Annotated in this window: 23 protein-coding genes and 1 pseudogene; 6 read left to right on the forward strand and 18 right to left on the reverse strand. The window is 65.2% G+C overall.

The window, feature by feature from the left end:
- Positions 1-22 precede the first annotated feature (22 nt).
- Both BSQ44_RS09305 and BSQ44_RS09310 read right to left on the reverse strand, forming a co-directional pair.
- On the reverse strand, positions 23-883 hold the full coding sequence (locus BSQ44_RS09305) for a uracil-DNA glycosylase (RefSeq protein WP_072603328.1): 861 nt from the start codon (positions 881-883) through the stop codon (positions 23-25).
- Positions 884-929: 46 nt separating this feature from the next.
- Positions 930-1,544 (reverse strand): hypothetical protein, encoded by a 615-nt coding sequence (locus BSQ44_RS09310; protein ID WP_072603331.1) that lies wholly within the window; start codon positions 1,542-1,544, stop codon positions 930-932.
- A gap of 125 nt (positions 1,545-1,669) precedes the next feature.
- Here BSQ44_RS09310 and BSQ44_RS09315 point away from each other — a divergent pair, with 125 nt between their 5' ends.
- The 5 genes and pseudogenes from BSQ44_RS09315 to BSQ44_RS09335 all read left to right on the forward strand — a co-directional run bounded on the left by BSQ44_RS09315 (position 1,670) and on the right by BSQ44_RS09335 (position 5,660).
- Positions 1,670-2,014 carry an ArsR/SmtB family transcription factor gene (locus BSQ44_RS09315; RefSeq protein WP_235633375.1) on the forward strand — a complete coding sequence of 115 codons (345 nt, stop codon included), beginning with the start codon at positions 1,670-1,672 and terminating at the stop codon, positions 2,012-2,014.
- Positions 2,001-2,432: an SRPBCC family protein gene (locus tag BSQ44_RS09320; RefSeq protein WP_235633376.1), complete on the forward strand. Its 432-nt coding sequence runs from the start codon at positions 2,001-2,003 to the stop codon at positions 2,430-2,432. The genes BSQ44_RS09315 and BSQ44_RS09320 overlap by 14 nt, the downstream gene beginning before the upstream one ends.
- Positions 2,433-2,524: 92 nt before the next feature.
- A pseudogene (arr, locus tag BSQ44_RS09325) lies at positions 2,525-2,937 on the forward strand (NAD(+)--rifampin ADP-ribosyltransferase).
- 261 nt (positions 2,938-3,198) lie between these two features.
- Positions 3,199-4,914, forward strand: coding sequence for an electron transfer flavoprotein-ubiquinone oxidoreductase (locus tag BSQ44_RS09330; protein ID WP_072603333.1), 1,716 nt, complete (start codon positions 3,199-3,201; stop codon positions 4,912-4,914).
- A 152-nt stretch (positions 4,915-5,066) separates the two neighbouring features.
- Complete coding sequence (locus BSQ44_RS09335; RefSeq protein ID WP_072603335.1) at positions 5,067-5,660, forward strand: DUF922 domain-containing protein; 594 nt, start codon at positions 5,067-5,069, stop codon at positions 5,658-5,660.
- 4 nt (positions 5,661-5,664) lie between these two features.
- Here the strand turns inward: BSQ44_RS09335 and BSQ44_RS09340 are convergent, their stop codons facing one another.
- The 5 genes from BSQ44_RS09340 to BSQ44_RS09355 all read right to left on the reverse strand — a co-directional run bounded on the left by BSQ44_RS09340 (position 5,665) and on the right by BSQ44_RS09355 (position 9,262).
- Positions 5,665-6,702, reverse strand: coding sequence for an endonuclease/exonuclease/phosphatase family protein (locus BSQ44_RS09340; RefSeq protein WP_072603338.1), 1,038 nt, complete (start codon positions 6,700-6,702; stop codon positions 5,665-5,667).
- 58 nt (positions 6,703-6,760) lie between these two features.
- Positions 6,761-8,260, reverse strand: coding sequence for an AMP nucleosidase (locus tag BSQ44_RS09345; RefSeq protein WP_072603340.1), 1,500 nt, complete (start codon positions 8,258-8,260; stop codon positions 6,761-6,763).
- Positions 8,261-8,319: 59 nt separating this feature from the next.
- Positions 8,320-8,517, reverse strand: coding sequence for a hypothetical protein (locus BSQ44_RS09350; RefSeq protein WP_157894563.1), 198 nt, complete (start codon positions 8,515-8,517; stop codon positions 8,320-8,322).
- A gap of 43 nt (positions 8,518-8,560) precedes the next feature.
- Positions 8,561-8,728, reverse strand: coding sequence for a hypothetical protein (locus BSQ44_RS27205; protein WP_169858325.1), 168 nt, complete (start codon positions 8,726-8,728; stop codon positions 8,561-8,563).
- Between the two features lie 195 nt (positions 8,729-8,923).
- On the reverse strand, positions 8,924-9,262 hold the full coding sequence (locus BSQ44_RS09355) for a DUF2147 domain-containing protein (RefSeq protein ID WP_072603344.1): 339 nt from the start codon (positions 9,260-9,262) through the stop codon (positions 8,924-8,926).
- Positions 9,263-9,694: 432 nt separating this feature from the next.
- Here BSQ44_RS09355 and BSQ44_RS09360 point away from each other — a divergent pair, with 432 nt between their 5' ends.
- Positions 9,695-9,961, forward strand: coding sequence for an SEL1-like repeat protein (locus tag BSQ44_RS09360; protein ID WP_072603346.1), 267 nt, complete (start codon positions 9,695-9,697; stop codon positions 9,959-9,961).
- 281 nt (positions 9,962-10,242) lie between these two features.
- On the opposite strand, the gene BSQ44_RS09365 is transcribed toward BSQ44_RS09360, so the two are convergent.
- From BSQ44_RS09365 to BSQ44_RS09415, 11 genes are all read right to left on the reverse strand, one after another.
- On the reverse strand, positions 10,243-12,198 hold the full coding sequence (locus BSQ44_RS09365; RefSeq protein WP_072603348.1) for an acetyl/propionyl/methylcrotonyl-CoA carboxylase subunit alpha: 1,956 nt from the start codon (positions 12,196-12,198) through the stop codon (positions 10,243-10,245).
- A gap of 77 nt (positions 12,199-12,275) precedes the next feature.
- On the reverse strand, positions 12,276-12,902 hold the full coding sequence (locus BSQ44_RS09370; RefSeq protein ID WP_072603350.1) for a glutathione S-transferase family protein: 627 nt from the start codon (positions 12,900-12,902) through the stop codon (positions 12,276-12,278).
- Positions 12,903-13,023: 121 nt separating this feature from the next.
- Entirely contained in the window at positions 13,024-13,863 is an 840-nt protein-coding gene (locus BSQ44_RS09375) for an alpha/beta fold hydrolase (RefSeq protein WP_072603352.1), read from the reverse strand.
- A 41-nt stretch (positions 13,864-13,904) separates the two neighbouring features.
- Positions 13,905-15,500, reverse strand: coding sequence for a sensor histidine kinase (locus BSQ44_RS09380; RefSeq protein ID WP_162276736.1), 1,596 nt, complete (start codon positions 15,498-15,500; stop codon positions 13,905-13,907).
- 245 nt (positions 15,501-15,745) lie between these two features.
- Positions 15,746-16,099, reverse strand: a complete 354-nt coding sequence (locus tag BSQ44_RS09385; RefSeq protein WP_072603355.1) for a DUF2200 domain-containing protein — start codon at positions 16,097-16,099, stop codon at positions 15,746-15,748.
- A 47-nt stretch (positions 16,100-16,146) separates the two neighbouring features.
- Positions 16,147-16,563, reverse strand: a complete 417-nt coding sequence (locus tag BSQ44_RS09390; protein WP_072603356.1) for a hypothetical protein — start codon at positions 16,561-16,563, stop codon at positions 16,147-16,149.
- A 4-nt stretch (positions 16,564-16,567) separates the two neighbouring features.
- Positions 16,568-18,175 (reverse strand): carboxyl transferase domain-containing protein, encoded by a 1,608-nt coding sequence (locus BSQ44_RS09395; protein WP_072603357.1) that lies wholly within the window; start codon positions 18,173-18,175, stop codon positions 16,568-16,570.
- A gap of 260 nt (positions 18,176-18,435) precedes the next feature.
- Positions 18,436-19,596, reverse strand: coding sequence for an isovaleryl-CoA dehydrogenase (locus tag BSQ44_RS09400; protein WP_072603358.1), 1,161 nt, complete (start codon positions 19,594-19,596; stop codon positions 18,436-18,438).
- Positions 19,596-20,207 (reverse strand): TetR/AcrR family transcriptional regulator, encoded by a 612-nt coding sequence (locus tag BSQ44_RS09405; protein WP_072603359.1) that lies wholly within the window; start codon positions 20,205-20,207, stop codon positions 19,596-19,598. Before BSQ44_RS09405 ends, BSQ44_RS09400 begins: the two co-directional genes overlap by 1 nt.
- Before the next feature lie 261 nt (positions 20,208-20,468).
- Positions 20,469-21,578 carry a pyridoxal phosphate-dependent aminotransferase gene (locus BSQ44_RS09410; RefSeq protein WP_072603360.1) on the reverse strand — a complete coding sequence of 370 codons (1,110 nt, stop codon included), beginning with the start codon at positions 21,576-21,578 and terminating at the stop codon, positions 20,469-20,471.
- 186 nt (positions 21,579-21,764) lie between these two features.
- Complete coding sequence (locus BSQ44_RS09415; RefSeq protein ID WP_072603361.1) at positions 21,765-22,922, reverse strand: serine hydrolase domain-containing protein; 1,158 nt, start codon at positions 22,920-22,922, stop codon at positions 21,765-21,767.
- Positions 22,923-23,008: the final 86 nt, after the last annotated feature.

Raw genomic sequence — 23,008 nt, forward strand, 5'->3', positions numbered from 1 at the left:
TCCGTCGCGGCGGGCGGCGCGCCTAGGGTGCGGGACCCTGAAGCCGCAGCCTCGCCTTGATTTCGAGAAAATCGCGCCATGCGAGCCGCTTGTGGGCCGGGTTGCGCAACAGGTAGGCGGGATGGAGCGTCGGCATGGCAGGGATCTCCAGGCCGGATGCCGTCCGGTGGACGCGCCAGTTGCCGCGCAGGCGCAGGACCCCCTCCGTGGCGCCGAGCAGCACCTTGGCGGATGGTCCGCCCAGCGTCACCAGCACCTTCGGGTTGGCGAGTTCGACCTGTCGCTCGATGAAGGGCCGGCACAGTTCGGTCTCCAGCGGGGTCGGCGTACGGTTTCCCGGCGGGCGCCAGGGAATGACGTTGGCGATGTAGGCACTCGACCGGTCGAGGCCGATCGCGGCCAGCATGCGGTCGAGCAGCTTCCCCGAGCGGCCGACGAAGGGCAGGCCCTCCACATCCTCGTCGCGCCCGGGCGCCTCGCCCACGAACATGATGTCGGCCTTCGGATTGCCGTCGGCGAAGACGAGGTTCTTGGCGGTGAACTTGAGATTGCAGCCGTCGAACCCTGCGAGGATCGCGCGCAGGTCCTCCATCGACGCCGCCGAGCGGGCGAGTTCGCGCGCGCGAGCGGCCTGCGCCTCGTCGGGAATGGCGGCCGGAGGCGCAGCTTGCCGGGGTGCGACCGGGGGGCCGGCCGGTGCTTCGCCGAGGCGTCGCCGCGGCTCCCTGGCGGGTTCTGCCGGGACAGGCTCGGGCGCGGGGCGTGCCAGCCGCGCCTGGCTCTCGGCGAAACGGTCGACGGGTGCCTCCTCCAACGCCTCGTCGGCGCCGCTGTCGGCAAGAAACAGCAGAAGTTCCCGCAGGTCGGCCTGGTGGATTCCCATGCCACGCCTTCTACCACGCCGCCGCGCCGTGTCGAATCGCACTTGGTCACGAAGACGGGATTCGCGGGTCCTGGACGAGATAGAAGGTCCGCTTCGGCGTCAGATCGGAGATTACGAACACGAAGCGCGCTTCCGCGCCGGGGTCGACGAAGCCGTGGGTGAAAAGCAAGCGGTCATACGGCTCGAACGCCCGATGGAATTCCGCGAAGCCAACCGAAAGGATGTTGTCGCTCTCCTGGCGACGCTGGTCGAAGGAGAGCCCGTCGCCATAGACGCTCGGAACGCCGCGCTTCTCCTGGAGTTCGAACTCGAACTCGGTCCAGGCGAGCTGGCTGGCGTTGCGCGCGACCACGACGAGGTTCAGGAAGCCGGTGGCGAAAGCGGGATCGTTGGCATACGGCCGGATCGGTCCGTGGATGCGGATGACGAGGGTGACCGGGCTTGCCGACAGGAACTCCTGCGTGACCACCACGGGGTCGCCTTTTGTCCCCGCTCCCTCGACCGACAGGATGCGGAAGCCGCCGAGTTCGTCCGAGAACGAGTAGGCGCCAGCGCGCCATATGTCATCCTCGGCCGCGGATGCCGGATGCGCGGCGAACAGTGCGACCAGGAGGGCAACGAGCGCATGCAGGCTCTTCACCAGGCACTTCTCCCTTTGCATCGAGTTTAGCTCCAAACCGGCCACCGATGAAGGAGGTCGGAAGGACCGTGCATAAGCCATGCGGAAAACGCTCACCCTAATGGTTGACAATAACCCGCGCATTTATTATTCAACCAATCAGATGAATGATGAACGACGATGACCTGTCCCGAATTCTGAAGGCCGCTGGCGACACCACGCGGCGACGGATCCTGACGCTGCTCGTCCAGGAAGGGGCACTGCGGGTGACCGCGCTCGCCGCTCATTTCGAGATGTCGCTGAACTCCGTATCGAAGCACATCAAGGTGCTGGAGGAGGCGGGTCTCGTCACCCGCCGGACCCAGGGCCGCGAGCATTTCATCGCGGCCGAACTCGAGCCTCTTCGGGTGACGGAAGAGTGGTTCGGCCAACTGAAGTCGATCTGGGAGCTGCGCCTCGCGGCGCTCGAAGATGCACTGGTCTCAAAGGATGATGACGATGACGACGACTGACCTGGAACTGACCGTCAACCGCACCATAAAGGCTCCGCGTGAAAAGGTTTTCGACGCTTGGCTTTCGCCCGCCATGCTCGCCCGCTTCATGCGGCCGCCATCCACGACCGGAGAGGCCAGGGTGCAGAACGATCCCGTCACGGGCGGCCGCTTCTCCATCGTCATGGTGACGCCGGAGAGGGAGATACCCCATGCCGGCACCTACCTTGCTATCGACCCGCACGACCACCTGTCCTTCACCTGGGAGTCGCCGCACTCGCTCGACGACAGCGTCGTCACGATCGATTTCACAGACGCCGGCCCGGGCGCGACCGAGATCACGCTGAAACAGGTGAAGTTCAAAAGCGAACAAGCCCGCGACGGCCATGTCGAGGGTTGGACCACGATCATGGAAGCGCTCGCAGAAGCGATCGCCTGACTGGTGCGCCTTGGGTGAGGGTTTTTCATTGCCGGTTCATTTTGCAAGGCTTTGAAACCTTGGTCATCGCGCGGGAGAAGGAGCCGAATGCCATGACTGCCGCCGCCACTGTCTTTGCCGGCAGTACTTCCATGGCACACGGGCGAATCTGCAACCCGGCGACCTGATCGCCGTCGGCTACAGGTCAAATTTCACTGAGGACCGGCCGCTCTCGGGGGTCTACTTCGCCAGCACGCTCGACGCCGCCATCTCGGGCGCCGAGTTGTCGGCAGACGGCGGGCGGCAACCCATCCATGTCGTCGAACCGACCGGTCCGATCGAGGACGATCCGAACGTCACCGACAAGAAGTTTCCGGGCAACCCGACGCTCTCCTACCACTCGAACAACCCGCTGCGCATCGTCGGCGAGGTGATCGCATGGCAGGGCCACGCGCCCGAACTCTTGCGGCAGATGAAGGAAAATGTCGCACGCCTGACCGCCGAGGGCGGCAGGATCATCGACTAGGCGAGTGGGGAGCGCCAGTCGCTTCGAGCCCTCGCCGACCCCGGCGGATGACCCCTGCAGGCCCAAACCTCGGCCATCGGGGCCAATGGGCAACCATCTTCCACCTCCGTCGTTTGACGTTTACGTCAACAACGGTAGGGTCTGCTCCTGTCCGGATTTGTTGACGCACGCGGCGCCTGTGGTATCGCAATTGCGAACACATGCGCTATCACCATGGGGATGCGTGCCATCCGGCCCGGGCCGGAAAGCTGGAGGACGAGAATGAGCGAAGCTGAACGCGAAAGCATGGAGTTCGACGTCGTGATCGTGGGCGCGGGGCCGGCCGGTCTCGCAGCGGCGATCCGCCTGAAGCAGGTGAACCCCGAGCTTTCCGTCGTCGTGCTGGAAAAGGGCGCCGAGGTCGGCGCCCACATCCTGTCCGGCGCCGTTGTCGATCCCGTGGGCATCGGCAAGCTCATTCCCGACTGGCAGAGTGAAAGCGACCATCCGTTCAAGACACCGGTTACCGATGACCAGTTCCTGCTGCTCGGACCGGCCGGCTCCGTCAGGCTCCCGAACTTCCTGATGCCGCCGCTGATGAGCAACCATGGCAACTACGCCGTCTCGCTCGGAAACGTCTGCCGCTGGCTTGCCGGTCATGCGGAGGCTCTAGGCGTCGAAATCTATCCCGGCTTTGCCGCGACCGAGGTGCTCTACGACGAGAACGGCGCGGTGAAGGGCGTGGCAACCGGCGACATGGGCATCGAGCGCGACGGATCGCGCGGGCCGAACTATGCGCCCGGCATGGAACTCCATGGCAAGTACACGCTGATCGGCGAGGGCGTGCGCGGTTCGCTCGCCAAGCAGCTGATCGCCAAGTTCGACCTTGCCGACGGACGCGAGCCGCAGAAATTCGGCATCGGCCTCAAGGAGTTGTGGCAGGTCTCTCCGGAAAAGCACAAGCCTGGACTGGTGCAGCACTCCTTCGGATGGCCGCTCGATAATGCCACCGGCGGCGGCTCTTTCCTCTACCACATGGAAGACAATCAGGTGGCCGTCGGCTTCGTCGTCCACCTGAATTACAGGAACCCCTATGTCTCCCCCTTTGAGGAATTCCAGCGCTTCAAGACCCATGCCGCTGTCCGCGACACGTTCGAGGGCGGCAAGCGACTTTCCTATGGCGCCCGCGCCATCACCGAGGGCGGCTACCAGTCCGTGCCGAAGCTCACTTTCCCGGGCGGGGCACTGATCGGTTGCTCGGCCGGCTTCGTCAACGTGCCGCGCATCAAGGGCTCGCACAACGCGGTGCTGTCCGGAATGATGGCGGCCGAGCACGTTGCCGAGGCGCTCGCGGCGGGCCGCTCGGGCGACGAGATTTCGGGCTATGAGGCGGGCTGGCGCGACTCGGCGATCGGCAAGGACCTGAAGCGGGTGCGCAACGTCAAGCCGCTGTGGTCTCGCCTGGGCCTCTATGCCGGCGTCGCGCTCGGCGGGCTCGACATGTGGGTCAACACGCTGCTCGGCTTCTCCTTCTTCGGCACCATGAAGCACGGGAAGGCTGACTATGCCGCGCTCGAACCGGCCGACAAACACAAGCGCATCGACTATCCCAAGCCCGATGGCGTCCTTACCTTCGACCGGCTCTCCTCGGTGTTCCTGTCGAATACCAACCACGAGGAGGACCAGCCGATCCACCTGAAGGTCAAGGATCCGGAGCTGCAGAAGAACTCCGAATACGGCGTGTTTGCCGGTCCCTCGACGCGTTACTGCCCGGCGGGCGTCTACGAGTGGGTGGACGCCGACGGGAACGCGCTGGCCGGCGGCCCCGGCTCCCGGGACAAGGGCGGCGAGGTCTCGCACGACAATCCGGAAGCCCGCTTCGTCATCAACGCGCAGAACTGCGTGCACTGCAAGACCTGCGACATCAAGGACCCGAACCAGAACATCAACTGGGTGCCCCCGCAGGGCGGCGAGGGGCCGGTCTATCCGAACATGTGAGGACGGCGACGGCGGCGCCATGGCGCCGCCGTTCCTGCGCGTCCGGCAAGGACCGCGCGTCTACTTTACCCCAGCCTAAAATGCCGCTTGAAAGCGGTCGCGCCGCATGCATTCTATGCAAGCAGGGGTAGATGGGCGGGATGCGATCTCACATGAAGGCATGGATTGTGCTGGCGTCGATGAGCATCGCCGCCTTCGCCACGCAGGCTGATGCGAAACCGAAGATCACCGAGAAGACCGAATACTACCAGATCTCGGGAAAGACTGGCATCGACCTCTTGTGGGACATGAACCGCAAAGGACCGCGCCAGGGGTTTCTGACGAAGGCGATCGCGCAGACGCGCTACGAGGCCGATTTCAAAGGCGATATGGTCTTTGAGAACGGCGTCTGCCGGATCAGCGGCGGCGGCGTCTCGATGAAGATCACCTACATCTACCCCCAGCCGCGCGAGAAACTGAGCGGAGACATGTTGCGGCGCTGGAAGCTCTTCCAAGCCGACAATATCCGCCACGAAAAGGTCCACGGCAAGATCGCCCGAGAGTTGGCAGCGGTGCTGGACAAGAAGATCAGGAGTTTCGCCACCAGGGGTGACCGCCGTTGCGGCAATGCCCTGGCGAAGCTGAAGCGCGAGACCATGGCGATCTACAACGCCTACGAAAAGAAGCAGAACGACTTCGACCGGCAGGAGCACCGTGAAGGCGGTGCAGTGGACAAGAGCGTCGCGGTGCTGGTCGCCAAACGCTGAGGTGTCAGGACCCGCCGGGGCGCGCCGCGCCGCTCGTCCGTGCAAAGGCGACCTGCCCGGCCGGAGGCTGGTCGCGGATGGAGAACTCGGTCAGGACCGGCAGGTGATCTGAGCCGGCATCATTGAGGCGCCGGATGTCGCGCAGCCGCAGCCCCCGCTTGACCAGCACGTGGTCCAGTTCGAGCCCCCCAAGGCGGCGCAACCTCCTCGGCAGCCGTTTGTGGATCCATGTCGGGCCGAGCCGTACGGGTTCTGCAAACCCGCCGGCCTGAACGAAGGTGCGGAAGACCGCGCTCCACGGAACGGAATTGAAGTCGCCGGCCGCGATCGTGGCGTCGGAAAGCGCCGAGAGCCGCGGTGCCAGGTCGCGCACTTCCTCGAACTGCGTCTTCGGCCACGGCCAGGCAAGATGGACCGCCGCGACCTCGACCGCCCGGCCGTCGAAATCGATCGTCGCGACCGCAAATCCCCTGCGCTCGCGGCATCCGGATCCTTCGGCGTCGATCATCGGCCGGCGCGACAGGATCATCACGCTGCCGAACTTCGGATCGCCCTGACAGTCGAGTCGGAACGGATAGGCGTCCGAGACTTCCGCGAGCCTCGCGCGCCACGGCTCCGACACCTCGTCCAGGGTGATGACGTCCGCGTCGGCCTGTGAAATCAACGCCAGCGCCTTTTCGGGGGCCGGACTGTCCCATTGCAGGTTGAGCTGCAACAGCCGGTAGACCGGTTCGTCCATTGCGGCCGGAAGCACCGCCGCGCTCGCCCGGCTGTCCCAGGACGAAGGAGGATAGGCGGTGACATAGGCGCCGGCCGCGAGCGCCAGTGCGACCGCTCCGTGCAGCCGCGCCCGCGTCGCCAGAAGCCACACCGCGCAGATCGCGAGCAGGACGGCCAGATGGACGCGGAAATGCGAAAACGAATCCAGGGCCGGGTGGAGCCAGCCGAAGAACCCGGCGACCAGCGGCAGCGACACCAGCGAGGTCGCAGCCAGCGCCACGCCCGCCCGCTTCGCTGCATCTGCGTTGCCGGTGCTCGTCATGGCCGCTCAATAGAGAGGAAAGTGCGGCGCGATCAAGACGCCGGTCTTCTCGATGGGCCTATTGGAACGCCGTCTCCGAAAAGCTCCTGAGCTTGCGCGAATGCAGCCGCTCGACCGGCATGGCCGCCAGCTTCTCCATCGCCTTGATACCGATGATGAGATGCTGATTGACCTGCCGCTTGTAGAAGTCGGTCGCCATTCCCGGCAGCTTAAGTTCGCCGTGGAGCGGCTTGTCGGAGACGCACAACAGGGTTCCGTAAGGCACGCGGAAGCGAAAACCGTTGGCGGCGATGGTGGCCGATTCCATGTCGAGGGCGATCGCACGCGACTGCGAGAGCCGTTGCACCGGGCCGCGCTGGTCGCGCAGTTCCCAGTTGCGATTGTCGATCGTGGCGACGGTCCCCGTGCGCATAATGCGCTTGAGGTCATAGCCCGAAAGCCCGGTGACCTCCGCGACCGCTTCCTGCACGGCGACCTGTACCTCGGCGAGCGCCGGGATCGGCACCCAGACGGGCAGGTCGTCGTCCAGCACGTGATCCTCGCGGACGTATGCGTGCGCCAGCACGTAGTCGCCGAGCGCCTGTGTGTTGCGCAGCCCCGCGCAGTGGCCGAGCATGAGCCAGGCGTGTGGCCGCAACACCGCGACATGGTCGGTGATGGTCTTGGCGTTGGATGGGCCGACGCCGATATTGACCATGGTGATGCCGCCGTGGCCGGGCTTGATCAGGTGATAGGCCGGCATCTGCGGCAGGCGGGCGATCGTCGTGGGGTTCTCCTCCGGTTCGCCCGGCAGGGTGACGATGTTTCCCGGCTCCACGAAGCTCGTATAGCCTTCTCCGCCGCGTGCCATCAGGTCGCGTGCCAGCGCCACGAACTCGTCGATGTAGAACTGGTAGTTGGTGAACAGGACGAAGTTCTGGAAATGCGACGGGCTCGTCGCCGTGTAATGCGCCAGCCGGTGCAGCGAATAATCGATGCGCTGCGCCGTGAAGGGCGCCAGCGGCAGCGGTTCGCCGAGTGCTGCCTCGAAGGTGCCGTTGGCGATATGGTCGTCGGTGGCGTTGAGGTCGGGCACGTCGAAGATGTCGCGCAGCGGCCGCTGGATGCGCTCGGCGATGCCCGCCTCGACATGCGTGCCTTCCAGCAGCGCGAAGTGAAGCGGTATCGGCGTTTCGGATTCGCCGATGGTGATCGGGATGCCGTGGTTGCGGATGATGAGCCGCAACTGGTCGGTCAGGTAGGGCTCGAACAGGTCGGGCCGGGTGACCGTGGTGGCGTACTGTCCGGGGGAGGGCATGTGGCCATAGGCCAGCCGCGTATCGATCTGGTCGTAGGACGACACCGTGACGCTGATCTCGGGATAGAAGGCACGGTAGCGCCGGTCCGGCCTACCAGCCGAGGCCAGGCCGTTGAAGGAATCGCGCAGGAACTGCGTGTTGCGGTCGTAGAGAGCCTGGATGGCTTCTACCGCCTCTCTGGCGTCGGTGAAGCTCTTGCGCGGGAAGGGTTCCGGTCGTTCGACCGTCTCGATCGGTACGGGATAGATTCGCTTTTCCATGTCCCATTATAGAGAGCGAAGTGTGACAGCGGGAGGGGCTTTTGCCTGCTATTTGAACATTATCGCGCGCGTCGCAGCCCCACGACGATGACGAGCCCGGCGCCGCTCGTGCGCTCCACCTTTCCGCCGACCAGGATCCCATCGCCGACGTCGGTTAGGGGCATCGCGAGCACCGGCGCTGCGAGCGCGCCCAGGAGCAGCGCGATACGCGCGGCCGTCGCGGCCATGGAGGAAAACTGGAAAGGAAAGTCACGCATCTTCAACTCGCTTCTCGTACCTACCGGCCAACCCTGCCGCCAGTCAGCGCCTGGGGATCCGGCATTGGAGCCCTTGCTCGAACACGCAGGGGATGAACATGCCGACTTCCCACGAACGGGCCGGCCGGCTGGTCTCCGCGACCACCATCGAGAAACTCATTCCGAAGATCACGACGATCAGGGTGACGATGGTCAATCTGCGGGCGAGCATGGGTGGTCCTCCTGCTTCGCCCTCCTTCTCGCACGATCGCGCTGAACCGGTGCTGAGGCGGCCGTTCATCCGGCGTTCAGGCACATCGGCGAGGAGAGTTGCACAGGCAAGGCGCCGGCGGCGGTCGTGCTTCCCAGGGAATCAAAACGGGCGGCACAAGGCCGCCCGCGTCGGATCAGAGACGGGAAACTCCGATCAGAGCTTGGACCAGGTCTGGGTCTTGCAGAAGATCGCCGCGACGCAACCCTTCATCTTGAGCGCTCCCCCGGAGAGCGACGCCGAACCGCTATAGGTCTTGTCGTCCGCAGGATCGGTGATCGAACCCTTGTAGCTCTTTCCGTTTGCGCTCATCTTGCCGATCTGTTTGCCGGCATATTTGCCGGTCTTGAGCGTGATGCAATAGCTGCCGCCGCAGCTTGCGATCGAGGCGGTCTCTCCGGACTGGGTCTTCCAGTTTCCCTCGATCGGATCGGCGAATGCCGCGCCGGCGGACAGGAACAGGGTTGCCGCGGCGATGGCGAGAATGCTCTTCATGAATACCTCCCTTGACGTTCACGGCCGCTGGTCGCGCGGCCGGTTCTTACGCAAACGTCAAAGTAAACCATCCGTGAGCCGCGCGAAAGCGGTGTCGCTGCGGAAGGCCGCCGCATTTTTTCGCCGCTTCGAGCAACCCTGCCGGCTTCGGAAGAGGCCCGCGGCTCTGCTCCGACCGCGTGCCGTGGTTAGCGAAGCCTTTCGTTGTCAGGGGCGGATTTTATCGGAATTTCGGCCGTTTCCGCGCAGACGCGCGATTCCCATCCTTAATGGAATCTCGCCTTTACTTCTTGTTTTAGTTTTGTTTTCTCCAAATTAAGCACGCAGTTTAACGACGGATTCAAGGCCGGGTGGCATCCTCGAAGCATCAGAAAGACGGCGGACCTAGGGACAAGAACCGCTGCTTTCGAAGCACAACAGGGGACTGGACACATGGCACGTTTTGAAATGCTCGAAGCCGGTTTCGGCGACATCGGAAACACGGCTCAGGCCGACATTCTCCTCGAACTCGGCATGATGTACGCGACCGGCCGCGACTGCGAGGTCGACGTCGTCGCCGCGCACAAATGGTTCAACATCGCGGCGATCAAGGGGTCCGAGCGCGCGGCCGAACTGCGCGGCGAGATGGCGGCGACGATGTCGAAGATGGAACTCGCTCGCGCCCTGCGCGAAGCGCGCGAATGGATGACCATGCACTAAAGGCGACGGGCCGCAGAGGCCCGGCGAGGGACGGGACACCGGATCGCTTGCGGGGGGAAGGCAGCCGCCGCGGCACGGGGGCGCCGCGAACGCTGCCACCGCAGGAGCCGCGACCGGCCGGGACAAGGCCGGCGCGGTCTCCGGTTGTCTGTCAGATGGCTCAAGCGGCGTTGAGCGGCCGGATCTTCTTCGCGACGCTCGACCAGTCGCCGGCCCGCAGGCGCCGCAGTTCGTAGTCGTTCTGCAGGTTCAGCCAAAATACGTTCGACACATGGTGTGACTCACCCTTCCGCAAACCGCACTAGCACCGTTCCCTCGCTGACCTGCGCGCCTTCGGCCGCGATTTCTTCGACCTTGCCGTCATGTGGCGCCGAGATGGTGTGCTCCATCTTCATGGCTTCCAGCACCAGGAGCGCGTGGCCCTTCGAGACGCTGTCGCCGACGGCCACCCGCGCGATCTTCACCAGCCCCGGCATCGGCGCGCGTAGCGCATCGCCACCGGCTCCCGCTTCCTCCGCTGCCTCGAACGGGTCGGGAATGGCGAAACTGTGGCCTACGGCGCCTTCGAAGACGGTGACGTGGCCCGGCCAGCGGGCGGTCCGCGCATCCGCCGCCTGGTCGTCCGCTGCCATCAACATCGAGCTGTCAGCGCCGGCGATCTCGTAGCGGCCATCCCTCCGCGCCGTGACTGAAAACGACACCTCATCGGGGCCGCTCCGCAGGTCGACACGCCGCCGCACCGGGTGGAAATGCGCATAGCCGGACAGCGCGTCCCACGGGTCCTGCGCGGAGATGCGCGGCTTTGCTCCGGATGCTGCGAGCGCGGCGAGGGCGTCCACATGCGGGGAGGGTGGCGCGATGCGCGTCAGTTCTTCCTGCTTTCGGCCGATCAGGCCGGTATCGACGTCGCCGGACGCGAAATCGTCGTCGCTGGCGAGCGCGACCAGGAACGGGACGTTGGCGATCGTGCCGGCGATCTCGGTCTCGCCCAGCGCCTCCACCAGCGCCGAAAGCGCTGTGGCCCGGCCCGAAGCCTTCACCACCAGCTTGGCGATCATTGGATCGTAGAAGGGCGAAATGGCATCGCCCTGGCGCACGCCGGTCTCGACCCGCATCTCGGCACCGCGGGGAGCGTGGGATGGAAAGCGCAGATGATGCAGCGTACCGGTCGCCGGCAGAAAACCCTTCGCCGCGTCCTCGGCGTAGATGCGGGCCTCGAAGGCGTGGCCGTCGAGCCGGATCTGGTCCTGTGCCAGCGGCAGCGGCTCGCCAGCGGCCACCCGCAGCTGCCATTCCACCAGATCGACGCCGGTGACCATCTCGGTCACCGGGTGCTCGACCTGCAGCCGGGTGTTCATCTCCATGAACCAGAAGCGGTCGGGCCGCAGCCCTTCCGAGGCGTCGACGATGAACTCGATCGTTCCCGCGCCGGAATAGCCGATCGCCAGTGCGGCCTTCACCGCGGCGTCGGTGATCGCCGCGCGCATCTCGGGTGTTATGCCGGGGGCAGGGGCCTCCTCGATCACCTTCTGGTGGCGGCGCTGGGCCGAGCAGTCGCGCTCGAAGAGATGTACTGCGTTGCCGTGATTGTCGCCGAACACCTGCACCTCGATGTGGCGCGGCTTCTCGACATACTTCTCGATCAGCACCGCGTCGTCGCCGAAGGCGGCCTTGGCCTCGCGCTTGGCGCCCGCCAGCGCATCGGCGAAACCATCGGGATCGTCGACGCGGCGCATGCCCCTGCCGCCGCCGCCCGCGCGCGCCTTGATCAGCACGGGATAGCCGATCTCCCTGGCCTTGCCGGCGAGCAGCACCAGCGCCTGGCCGTCGCCGTGCCAGCCGGGCACCACCGGCACCCCCGCCTTCTCCATCAGCCGCTTGGCTGCGTCCTTCAGTCCCATGGCACGGATGGAATCGGCCGACGGGCCGATGAAGGTCAGCCCGGCCGCCATCACCTGGTCGACGAAATCGGGGTTCTCCGACAGGAAGCCATATCCCGGATGAATCGCCTCCGCTCCGGTCGACAGCGCAGCCTTTATAATCCGGTCGCCGCGCAGGTAGCTCTCCCCGACGGGCGAGGCGCCGATATGAACCGCTTCGTCCGCCTCCGCGACGTGCATCGACTGCGCGTCCGCATCGGAAAAGACGGCGACCGTCTTGATGCCCATGCGCCGCGCGGTGCGGATGACGCGGCAGGCGATCTCGCCGCGATTGGCGATCAGGATCTTCGAAAACATCGTTCCTCCCGGCAAGGCTTTGCCACGAGGTTAAGCCATGGGCGGCAGGTGAAGTCCAGCGGGCGCGACGTCCGCCTTCAGGAGGGCGGGACGAAAGGCTGCGACACCGCCTGGAACACCTCCAGCGACTCCAGCCGGGCGGCGTGGGCATGGACTTGCGGATAGCGGGCGGGATCGATCAAGCCTGGCAGAGAATCTCCGACGTGGCGCAGCGCACAGGCGACCGCGACGTCCGCATGGCCAATGGTCTCGCCGAACCAGTATGGAGTGCTGCGCGCGGCGCGGTCCTCCTCCAGGGTCCGCAGTGCTCCAAGAACCTGCCCACGCCGCCGCTCGACCAGCATCGCCGAAGGGCTCTGATGCAGGTACGTCTCGTAGAAAAGGCTGACGCCGTTGTCGGCCATCCCGGTCGCAAGCGCCGCGATCTTCATCGCGCGCCGCCGCTCCGGCTCAGACGCCGGAAACATCCGCCGTTCCGGTTCCACGAGACTATCGAGATGATCGATGATCATGTGGCTGTCGATAAGCACCTCGCCGTCATCGAGCACCAGCGTCGGCACCTTCACCAGCGGATTGAATTCCCTCAGCCGTTCCGCGTCGCCGAAGGTCGACCAGGGGCGATGCTCGAACGGCAGTCCGTAGAGCGTCAGCGCGATCCCCACGCGCCGGACGAAGGATGAGTCATACTGGCCGATCAGGATCATGCGTCGCTCCGGTGCCGAAGACGGCCCTACCGTCACGCCGCCGCGAGCCGATCGCAAGAGGGTATTCGATCGACTGCCGCCTGCGCTTGTCAGGAGTGTCGACCGGCGTGTGCCGGATGGCTCAGGCCTTCGCGGTCTTTTGCGCGTGGGCGGCAAAATCCGCCAGGAGGGCGTTGAATTTTCCGGGCGCCTGCAGGAACGGCGCATGTCCGGCGCCTTCGACCCGCACCACGCGCCCGTTCCACAGCGAGCCGTAGGAGAGCGTGTCGAAATAGTCCGCCTTGATGAACGGGTCCTCCGCGCCGTTGACGATGGCGAGAGGCACGGTCATCGACGCCACGATCGCCTGTTCGTCGAGCGGTTCGCCGGCTACCACCGAGCCGAACATGATCTCGCGCGCGCGCCCATCTGTACGCTTCACCATAGCCAGAAAATGCGAGTCGAGGCCGCCATCCAGTCCGGACGTATGCGTGGCATAGGCGAGCGCGTCGGCATCGGTGAAATCGCGCTTGCCGGTCAGATTCTCGGCTGAGGGATCGATGTTGAAGGCGCTCATCAGGCATTCGATATTGGCTTGGATCGGCGGCGTGCCCGAGATGACAACGCCCGCGGCATGGAAGCCGCGGCCGATCATTTCCAAGGCAACGTGGCCGCCGAGCGACCAGCCGACCAGCAACGGCCTCTCCACGCCGAGCTTGCCCAGAAGCTCCTCCGTCAGCGCTGCGTAGCCGCCGATCTTGTAGCTTTCCAGCGGATCGCGTGCGTCCTCGGAAGCGCCGTGGCCGGGTAGGTCGAACGCGACGAGCCGGTATCCGGACATTTCGTCCGCGGAGAACTGCTCGCGAAAAACCTCCTTGCAGCCCGAATTGCCGTGGATGAACACAATCGCCGGCCCGTCCGCGCCGTTGTCCGTAACGGCGATGCCGGCGTGGGAGGTCTCGACGAGATTGTCGTTCGTCATTGGTGTGTTCCTTTCGGTCTCGGGTTCTCAGGGTCTCGGATCTATTCGGCGGCCTGTGCGTGGCCGGCTGAAAACTCGCGTTCCGTCGTGGCGAGATGGAGCTCGGCGAAGAATCGCGTGCCGCCTTCGAATGTGTATTGGTGCTCGTTTCCTCCGAGTTGAACCAGCATGGCGCGGATCAGTCGGCTGCCTAGCCCGGTTGAGACCGCCAAGGGGTCGAAGCCGACGCCATCGTCGGTCACGGAAAGCGTGGTGGCGCCGTCGGGTCGCGATTTCAACGCGATGCGCAATCTGCCCGTCCGCCCGTCCGGAAAGGCGTATTTCAGGGCGTTCGTGACCAATTCGTTGATGACGAGAGCGACGGGCGTGGCGTGGTCATGGTGCAGGATGATCGGGTCGATGTCATATTCGATCCTCACCTGCCGCGCGAATGCGGCGTTGAGCGGCTCTACGATGGCTGGCAAAAGCGACACCGCGTCCACATCGGTGAACTGGTCGAGGCGATAGAGATGCTCGTGCACGGCGGTCATCGCGGTGATGCGGCCCTGCAGGTCCGTCTTCAGTTCCTGCGGCAGGCGGTGGAGTCGCACGAGCGACATGATCGCCTGGAGATTGTTCTTGACGCGATGATGTGTGTCGCGGACCAGCATGCGGTTGAGATCAATCGTCTCGACCAGTTGCGCGCGGGTGCGTTCGTCGTTTCTAACCAGCCTTACGATCCAGAAGATGGCGAGCATCAGTGCAATCGCGGTCGGTACTGCGAAGGCAAGCGTCATGATCGTGTTGCGCCAGAATTGGGCGAAGGCGGCCTGGGTGCTGACGCTGGCGATCGCCACCAGCGGTGTGCCGGGCACACGCCGGTAGCCCACGATGCGTGTCACGCCGTCGGCCGGCGATACCGCCGGATAGGTGCCGATTTCGCTGATCTTCAGATATTCGGTGAAGAGCGCGTAGCCAGACAGGTCGAGCGGCCCATCGGCGAGCGGGTAACGCGCCACCAGCTGTCCGTCGTCGCGAACGATGCTGACGGTCGAGGTGTCGTCCATCGACAGCGATTCCCAGATTTCGCGGAACAGCGTTACATCGAACGAGATGAAGGCGGCCCCGGCGAAGGCACCATTCCGGTCGAGGCGGCGCGAGAACACGAAGACCTGCGATCCGTCGAGGCGGCTCGTCAGCAGCGGCGATACGTGGAAGCGAACGCCCGCCAGGAGCGCGGTGAAATACTCCCTGTTGGCAACCGAGATGGGGCGGAATGCTGGGTCGGTGGAAAACAGAAGGTCGCCCTTCGCGTCGGCCACATAAGTCTTCACGTTGCCTGGCAGGCGTGCCACCGCCTCCTGCACGCGCTGGCGCGTCGTCACCGCGTCCTGGCTGTCGATTTCGGCACCCAGTGCCTCGTCGATGCGGCCGAGCGCCTGTCGCGAGAGTTCGGTGATCCAGCGCGCGTTGGTGGCGACGACCTGCGAAGCGGCCGCGGCGCGGCTTTCCGCGGCGTCGCGAGCAAGCTCCCGCTCGCGCAGGATGAGCACCGCGAGCACAGCTACGAACAGGAGGAACATCAGTCCGATGAGGCCAGTGGCGGCTCGCAGCGCCAGCGAGCCGGTGCGGGCCGGAGCCCTATCGCCTGTGTTCAAGCCCCGTTCTCCCGAAGATTCGACCCGTAGGAGCTTATTTAAGTTGACGACGATTAGACAGGGGGCTTGGTCGACGAAGATGGACGTGTCGCCCGCGGCAGATGCGACCACCCTTTTGAACGAGGGTAGCGAGCGTTCTGGACGATCCATCAGGCCGGCTTCTAGGACCGCGTTGCGCGGAAATCTGCGGCGGCCCCCTTCCTGACATGGCGGGATACACGCGGACGCTGGCTTGCATGCGCCGATCACTCCGACCGAAGAATCTTCTCCATCTTCCTGCCCTTGGCCAGCTCGTCCACCAGTTTGTCGAGGTAGCGTATCTCGCGCATCAGGGGCTCCTCGATCTCCTCGACGCGCACGCCGCAGATCACCCCCTTGACCAGCGCGCGCAACGGGTTGAGGGGGGGGGCTTGCGCGAAGAAGGTCTCGAAGTCGGTCTTCTCCCCCAGCACGGTCTCGATTTCGGCGGGGCCGTAGCCGGTCAGCCAGGCGATGATCTGGTCGACTTCGGCCTTCGAGCGGCCCTTTTTCTCGGCCTTCGCTACGTAATGCGGATAGACGCTCGCAAAACTTATCGAATAGATGCGATGGGTGGGCATGAAAACCTCCGGACCCTCGGTTCGTCGGTTACCTCCGAACGAATTGATCAAGTGCACGTCGCCGACGCTTCTTCGGGACGCGACTGAGTGTTGTATTCTCCATCATCCGGCTTCCAGAACAGGAAACGGCTCGTGAGATCGAAATGGGGGACAAGGCCCTTCGCTTCTAATGCCTTCGCAATGTCCGCGCGTTCTTCGGTACCTTCGATCTCGACCCGGACCTCGGCGACGGTAATGTCCGCAAAGTTCCTGCGCGTGCTGGCAAGCGCATCCTCGCTTGGGAAACCGACCACCCGAAAGATATGAACGTCATGGTCGAGACCGAATGTCCGGATACGCCATGCCTCGTTTTCGACGAACCACCACTGGACGGTGTCGGGCACATGTCCGATGGCGTCGACTTCCGTGTTGCACGCGTAGCTGCTGCTGACGCGAAGCAACGTGATCAGAAGCAAGCCCTTCATCGCCTCACATCCTGAACACGCCGAACTTCGTGTCCTCCACCTCGCGGTTCAGTGCCGCCGACAGCGACAGCGCCAGCACCTCGCGCGTGCGGGCCGGGTCGATGATTCCGTCGTCCCACAGCCGGGCGGAGGAATAGAGCGGCTGGCCCTCGTGTTCGAACTGGTCGAGGATCGGCTTCTTGAACGCCGCTTCCTCTTCCGCTGACCACGACCCGCCCTTGCGCTCGATGCCCTCGCGCTTGACGATCGACAGCACCGTGGCGGCCTGCTCGCCGCCCATGACCGAAATGCGCGCGTTGGGCCACATCCAAAGGAAGCGGGGCGAATAGGCGCGCCCGCACATGCCGTAATTGCCAGCTCCGAAGGAGCCACCGATGATGACGGTGAGTTTCGGCACGCGCGCGGTGGCCACCGCCGTCACCAGCTTGGCGCCATCCTTCGCGATGCCGCCGGCCTCGTACTTGCGGCCGACCATGAAGCCGGTGATGTTCTGCAAGAAGATCAGCGGGATTTTTCGCTGGCAGCACAGCTCGATGAAATGCGCGCCCTTCTGCGCGCTTTCGGAAAAGAGCACGCCATTGTTGGCAACAATGCCGACTGGCATGCCGTGGAGATGCGCGAAACCGGTGACCAGCGTGGTACCGAAATTCGTCTTGAACTCGTCGAACTCCGATCCGTCCACCATGCGCGCGATCACCTCGCGCACGTCGTAGGGCTGGCGCGTATCGGCCGGGATCAGCCCGTGGATCTCGGTCGGGTCATGGAGCGGCGGGCGCGGCGGCTGAAGCGCCAGCGTCGCCGGCTTGACGCGGTTGAGGTTGGCCACGATGCGGCGCGTGATGGCGAGCGCGTGCGCGTCGTTCTGGGCATAGTGGTCGGCCACGCCCGAGAGCCGCGTGTGCACGTCGGCGCCGCCGAGGTCCTCCGCCGACACCTCCTCGCCGATCGCAGCCTTCACCAGCGGCGGCCCGCCCAGGAAGATGGTCGCCTGGTTCTTCACCATGATCGTCTCGTCCGACATCGCCGGCACGTAGGCGCCGCCGGCGGTGCAAGAGCCCATCACGCAGGCGATCTGCGGGATGCCGGCGGCAGACATGTTGGCCTGGTTGAAGAAGATGCGCCCAAAATGTTCGCGGTCGGGGAAGACGCTGTCCTGGTTGGGCAGGTTGGCGCCGCCCGAATCGACCAGGTAGATGCAGGGCAGGCCGTTCTCGGCCGCGATCTCCTGCGCGCGAAGATGCTTCTTCACCGTCATGGGATAGTAGGTGCCGCCCTTCACCGTGGCGTCGTTGACCACCACCATGCATTCGCGCCCCTCGATGCGGCCGATGCCGGCGATCATGCCGGCCGACGATATGTCGCCGCCATACATGTCCCACGCCGCAAACTGCCCGATCTCGAGGAACGGCGCCCCGGTGTCGAGCAATTGTGCCAGCCGCTCGCGCGGCAGCAGCTTTCCACGGCCAACGTGCCTCCGCCGCGCCTCCTCCGGCCCGCCCCGCTCGATGGCGGAAGCCTTGTCGGCAAGGTCGGCAACCAGCCCACGCATGCGCGCGGCGTTGGCGTGGAAGGTTTCGGAGGCGGTGGAGAGGGCTGTGCGGATGACGGGCATGGACTGTCCTAGCGGATGAGGGCGACTTTACACGGCAGGTCGAGGTTCGCCCAGACCCGGCTGGCGGTCAGGATCGTGGCACCCAGCGCCCTGCGCCATTCGTTTGCCTCGTCGAGTTCTCTTCTTGTTTCTCACCGGCGTTCGGAAGTGGGTTCTTGACAAGATCATGGCCTGAGCCGCGCTCCCCGCAGCGCGCAACCCCGGCGAAGGGAGGCGTTCGCGAAGCAGACCTTGAAGGTTCCCGTGCCCGCCCGCCGGCGTCACCCCTCCGCCATCATCTCCCGCCCGATCAGCCAGCGCCGGATCTCGCTCGTGCCCGCGCCGATCTCGTAGAGCTTGGAGTCGCGCAGCAGGCGGCCCGTGGGGTAGTCGTTGATGTAGCCGTTGCCGCCCAGAAGCTGGATGGCGTCGAGCGCGGTCTGCGTGGCGCGTTCGGAGGCATAGAGGATGCAGCCGGCGGCGTCCTTGCGGGTGGTCTCGCCGCGGTCGCAGGCGCCAGCCACCGCATAGACGTAGGCGCGGCAGGCGTTCATGGTCGTGTACATGTCGGCGAGCTTTGCCTGGACAAGCTGGAATTCGCCGATCGGCTGGCCGAACTGCTTTCGCTCGTGCACGTAGGGGACCGCGACGTCCATGGCCGCCGCCATGATGCCAAGCGGGCCGCCGGCCAGCACCACGCGCTCGTAGTCCAGCCCCGACATCAAAACCTCGACGCCCTTGCCTTCCTCGTGCAGCACGTTCTCGAAGGGCACCTCGACGTTCTCGAACACGAGTTCGCCGGTGTTGGAGCCGCGCATGCCGAGCTTGTCGAGCTTCTGGGCCACCGAGAAACCGGTGAAAGTCTTCTCGACGATGAAGGCGGTGATGCCGCGCGATCCGCGCTCCGGGTCGGTCTTGGCGTAGACGACGAGCGTGTCGGCGTCCGGGCCGTTGGTGATCCACATCTTGGTACCGTTGAGAACGAAGCTGTCGTTGCGCTTTTCGGCCCTGAGCCGCATCGACACCACGTCGGAGCCCGAGCCGCTCTCCGACATCGCGAGCGCGCCGACGGCCTCGCCGGCACAGAGCCGCGGCAGGTAGCGTGCCTTCTGCTCGGCCGTGCCCCAGCGGCTGATCTGATTGACGCAGAGGTTAGAGTGCGCGCCGTAGGAGAGCCCGACGGAGGCCGAGGCGCGGGAAATCTCCTCCATCGCCACGACATGGGCGAGATAGCCCATGCCCGAGCCGCCGTGGTCGGGATCGGCGGTGACGCCGAGCAGGCCAAGCGCTCCAAGTTCGGCCCACAGCCAGGCGGGGAACTCGTTCGAGGCGTCGATCGCCGCCGCGGCCGGCGCGATCTTTTCCTGTGCGAAGCGGCGCGCCATGTCGCGCAGCGCGTCGATTTCCTCGCCGAGCCCGAAATTCATCACGTGGTCGTACATCAGCCTGCCTCCGTCCGGGCTCGCGCTCCCGCCAGCCGCATTGTCATTGCCAGATATCGTTCCGCGACCTCCTCGACCGAGAGCCGCTCGTCCGGACGGAACCAGACGATCACGCCAGTGATCATCTGGATGATCGCCATGGCCGTCAGCCCTGGATCGTCGATTGCGAATTCGCCGTTCGCCGCGCCCTCCCGAAGGATCTGGCGCAGTTCCTTCTCGTAGGAAGAGCGCAGCTTCAGGATCGCGGTGAGCCTGGCCGGCGAGAGGCTGCGCAACTCCATGTTGGACACGTGGGTGGAGTGACGCCGCTCGACGTGGAAAACGATGTGGTTTCTCACGAAGGCGGCAAGCCGCCGCGTCTGGTCGTTCCCGCCGGGGTCCGCGGCCTGCCAGGCTGCGACAAGTCCTTCCATGTGCTCGCGCAGGAGCGTGAACAGCAGGTCTTCCTTGGTCGGAAAATACTTGTAGAGCGCCGCCGCCTGCAACCCGATCTCGGCGGCGAGCCGGCGCATGGAGACGGCCTCGTAGCCGTGCCGCGCCATCAGCGCCACCGCCGCTTCCCGCAGCGCCGCCTCCGTCTTCTCGCCGAATGATCCAGCCGTGCGCGCCAAAGGGGTTCTCCTCCGGTTGGATCAATAAAATGAATGACCGTTTCATTCAAGGATCGATAGGCGGAGATTGGTTGGGAGATGCGTCAGACGCCCCCGTGAAGGCCGTCGTCGATTTTCTCAGGTGAACGCGGTCCAGTCGCGTCGAATGCTTCCTTATGAAGACAGGAAGAGAGACGCCTTTCCACTACACAGCAGTTCGCGGCCGTCTTCCCGCGCGGGCCGGCCCGCCACCACGACTGGTCCGGCATCGGACCCGCCGTTTCAGCCGCGAGCGTCCTCCAGTGCCTTCGGCAGTTCTTCCTCGAAGATCGCGAGTTCCTCCTCCGGTCCGACGCTGACGCGGATGCAGCGGTCGAGCACGGGCGCTATCGGCTTGCGGATGAAGACGCCGCGCGAAAGCATTCCCTGCAGCACCCTCAGTGCGAAGGCGCCGTCGCTGCCGCAATCGATCGTCACGAAGTTGGTGGCCGAGGCGAGCGGCGCCAGACCGTTGTCGCGGGCGATGCCGGCGATGCGCTCCCGCCCGGCTGCGACGCGCGCGACCACCCACCGCAGATAGTCCTGGTCCGCCAGCGCGGCTTCCGCCGCCACTTGCGCCATCTTGTTGATGCCGTAGTGGTTGCGGACCTTCTCGAAGCCGCGGATTACCTCGGCGTCGCCGAAGGCATAGCCGCAGCGCAGGCCCGCGAGTCCGTAGGCTTTGGAGAAAGTCCGCAGGCGAACGAGGTTCGGCCGCGAGAAGTCGATTGAAGGCTGCGCGGAGACCGGACCGGTCTCCCCGTAGGCCTCGTCGAGAAGGATCAGGGTCGTCTCGGGTATGGCGGCCACGAACGCCTCGATGTCTGCGGCCTCCCACCATGTCCCCATCGGGTTGTCCGGGTTCGACAGGTAGACAACACGCGCGCCTTCGCGCTTCACGGCATCGGCCAAACCGTCGAGGTCCTCCCGGTCGTTGCGGTAGGGGACAGTGACCAGCCGGGCGCCGAAGCCTGCCACGTGAAAGTTGAAGGTCGGATAGGCACCGAGCGAGGTGACCACCACGTCCCCCGGGCCGGCGTAGAGACGCACGGCGAGGCCGAGCAGCCCGTCTATGCCTTCGCCGATGACGATGTTCCTCGCCGGGATGGCGAGATGTCGCGCGAGCGCCGCCTTCAGGTCGAAATTGTCCGGGTCGCAGTATTTCCACATGTCGCCCGCGGCCTGGGCCATGGCTTCGATGACGGAAGGAGCGGGACCGAACCCGCTTTCGTTGGCGCCGAGCCGCGCACGAAACGCCGATCCCCGCTGCCGCTCCTGATTCTCCGGCCCGACGAAGGGAACGGTCGAGGGCAGGGCTTCCGCGAGCGGGGTGAGGGGAGGACGTTGGTGCATGGAGTAAGAATCCGTGTGGGGCAAGCGGCAGGACGCTAAGGCATCTGGCCCGAAAGTGGCAACCGGTTTGGGGGCGATGGCATTCACCGGAAAGAAAGGCGAAGGCGCTCTAGGCGGATTCCTTTGACTGCGTCTTACATCAGACCGAAACCCGTTCCCCGACGATCGTCGTCACGACCGTGCGCTTCAGATTGCACGCGCGATCTGGCCGAGCGCGGCGATCTCGCGCCGCGTGGCGTCGTCGTCGGTTGGTTCAGGGCGGGACGAGAGTTTCACCAGCACGACGTCGCGCACCGGGTCGATCCAGATCCACTGCTCATGGATGCCGATCGCCGCGAGGCTGCCGTGGTCGTCGCCGGTGGCATACCAGCAAGAGCGGTAGTGGCCATTGGGGAAGGATCCGTCCTCCCGCGCGAAGAGGCGGCGGTCCCCATTCGCGGCGATGTCGTCGATCCAGGCGCGCGGAACGACCTGATGCCCGTCGGCAATGCCGCCGCGCAGAACGATCTGGCCCAGGCGGGCGAGGTCGCGCGCGGTGGCGCAGATGCCGCCCGCCGCGCGCGCCGTGCCCTCGCGGTCGAGGGTCACGTAGGCGGAACCCCGCGCACCCATCTGCCGCCAGAGTTTCTCGGCGAGGTATGCGTGATAGCGCCGGCCGGCGGCGCGTTCGACGACGAGCCCGAGCATGTCTGTCACCGGCGAGGCGTAGTGATAGCGCTCCCCGTGTTCGTAATCATCTTTCGGCAGCGATAAGAGCACCTCCTCGAGCGTCTCTGTCTTGCCGCCATCGCGTTCGGGGTTCCACAGCATGGCGCGGCGATAGCGATCGAAATCGCTCTGCCGATCGAGATAGTTCTCCTCGAACCGGAGGCTGACCGTCATGTCCAGCAGGTGCCGGACAGTTGCATCGGAAAAGGCTCCACACTGGGGAACGGGAACGTATTCTGTTACCGGCGCGTCCGGATCGAGCAATCCTTCCTCCGCTGCGATGCCGGCGAGAAGACCTGCCACGGACTTGGAGACTGAAAAGATGAGATGCGGCGCGTCGGGAGCGCTGTGCGGCGCATACCACTCGGCAATCAGATGGCCACCGCGCATGGCGACGAAGGCATCGCCGTGGGATTGCGTCAGATGTTCCAGCGCACTGGTCTGCAAGCCTCCAGGAAGCCGCAGCGGCATATCCCGGATCCGGTCCGAACCGGGTGACGCCTCGTCCTCGCCGCGCGGCCAGCTGATCGGAGCGACCGGTACGAGTTCGCTCACGTTCTGGAAGGTCCAGCGGCTGTAGGGATATTCGCGCCAGTTCGACAGCCGCACGTCGCGGCGCGTGAACTCGGTAGTCATGTCACTCCCCGGATCGGACAACTCGCATTGCGTAGTCGCCATGGCTCCGTTCGGCAAACGAAAAAACCCGGCGGTTGCCCGCCGGG

The sequence above is a fragment of the Aquibium oceanicum genome (assembly GCF_001889605.1).
Lineage (GTDB): Bacteria > Pseudomonadota > Alphaproteobacteria > Rhizobiales > Rhizobiaceae > Aquibium > Aquibium oceanicum.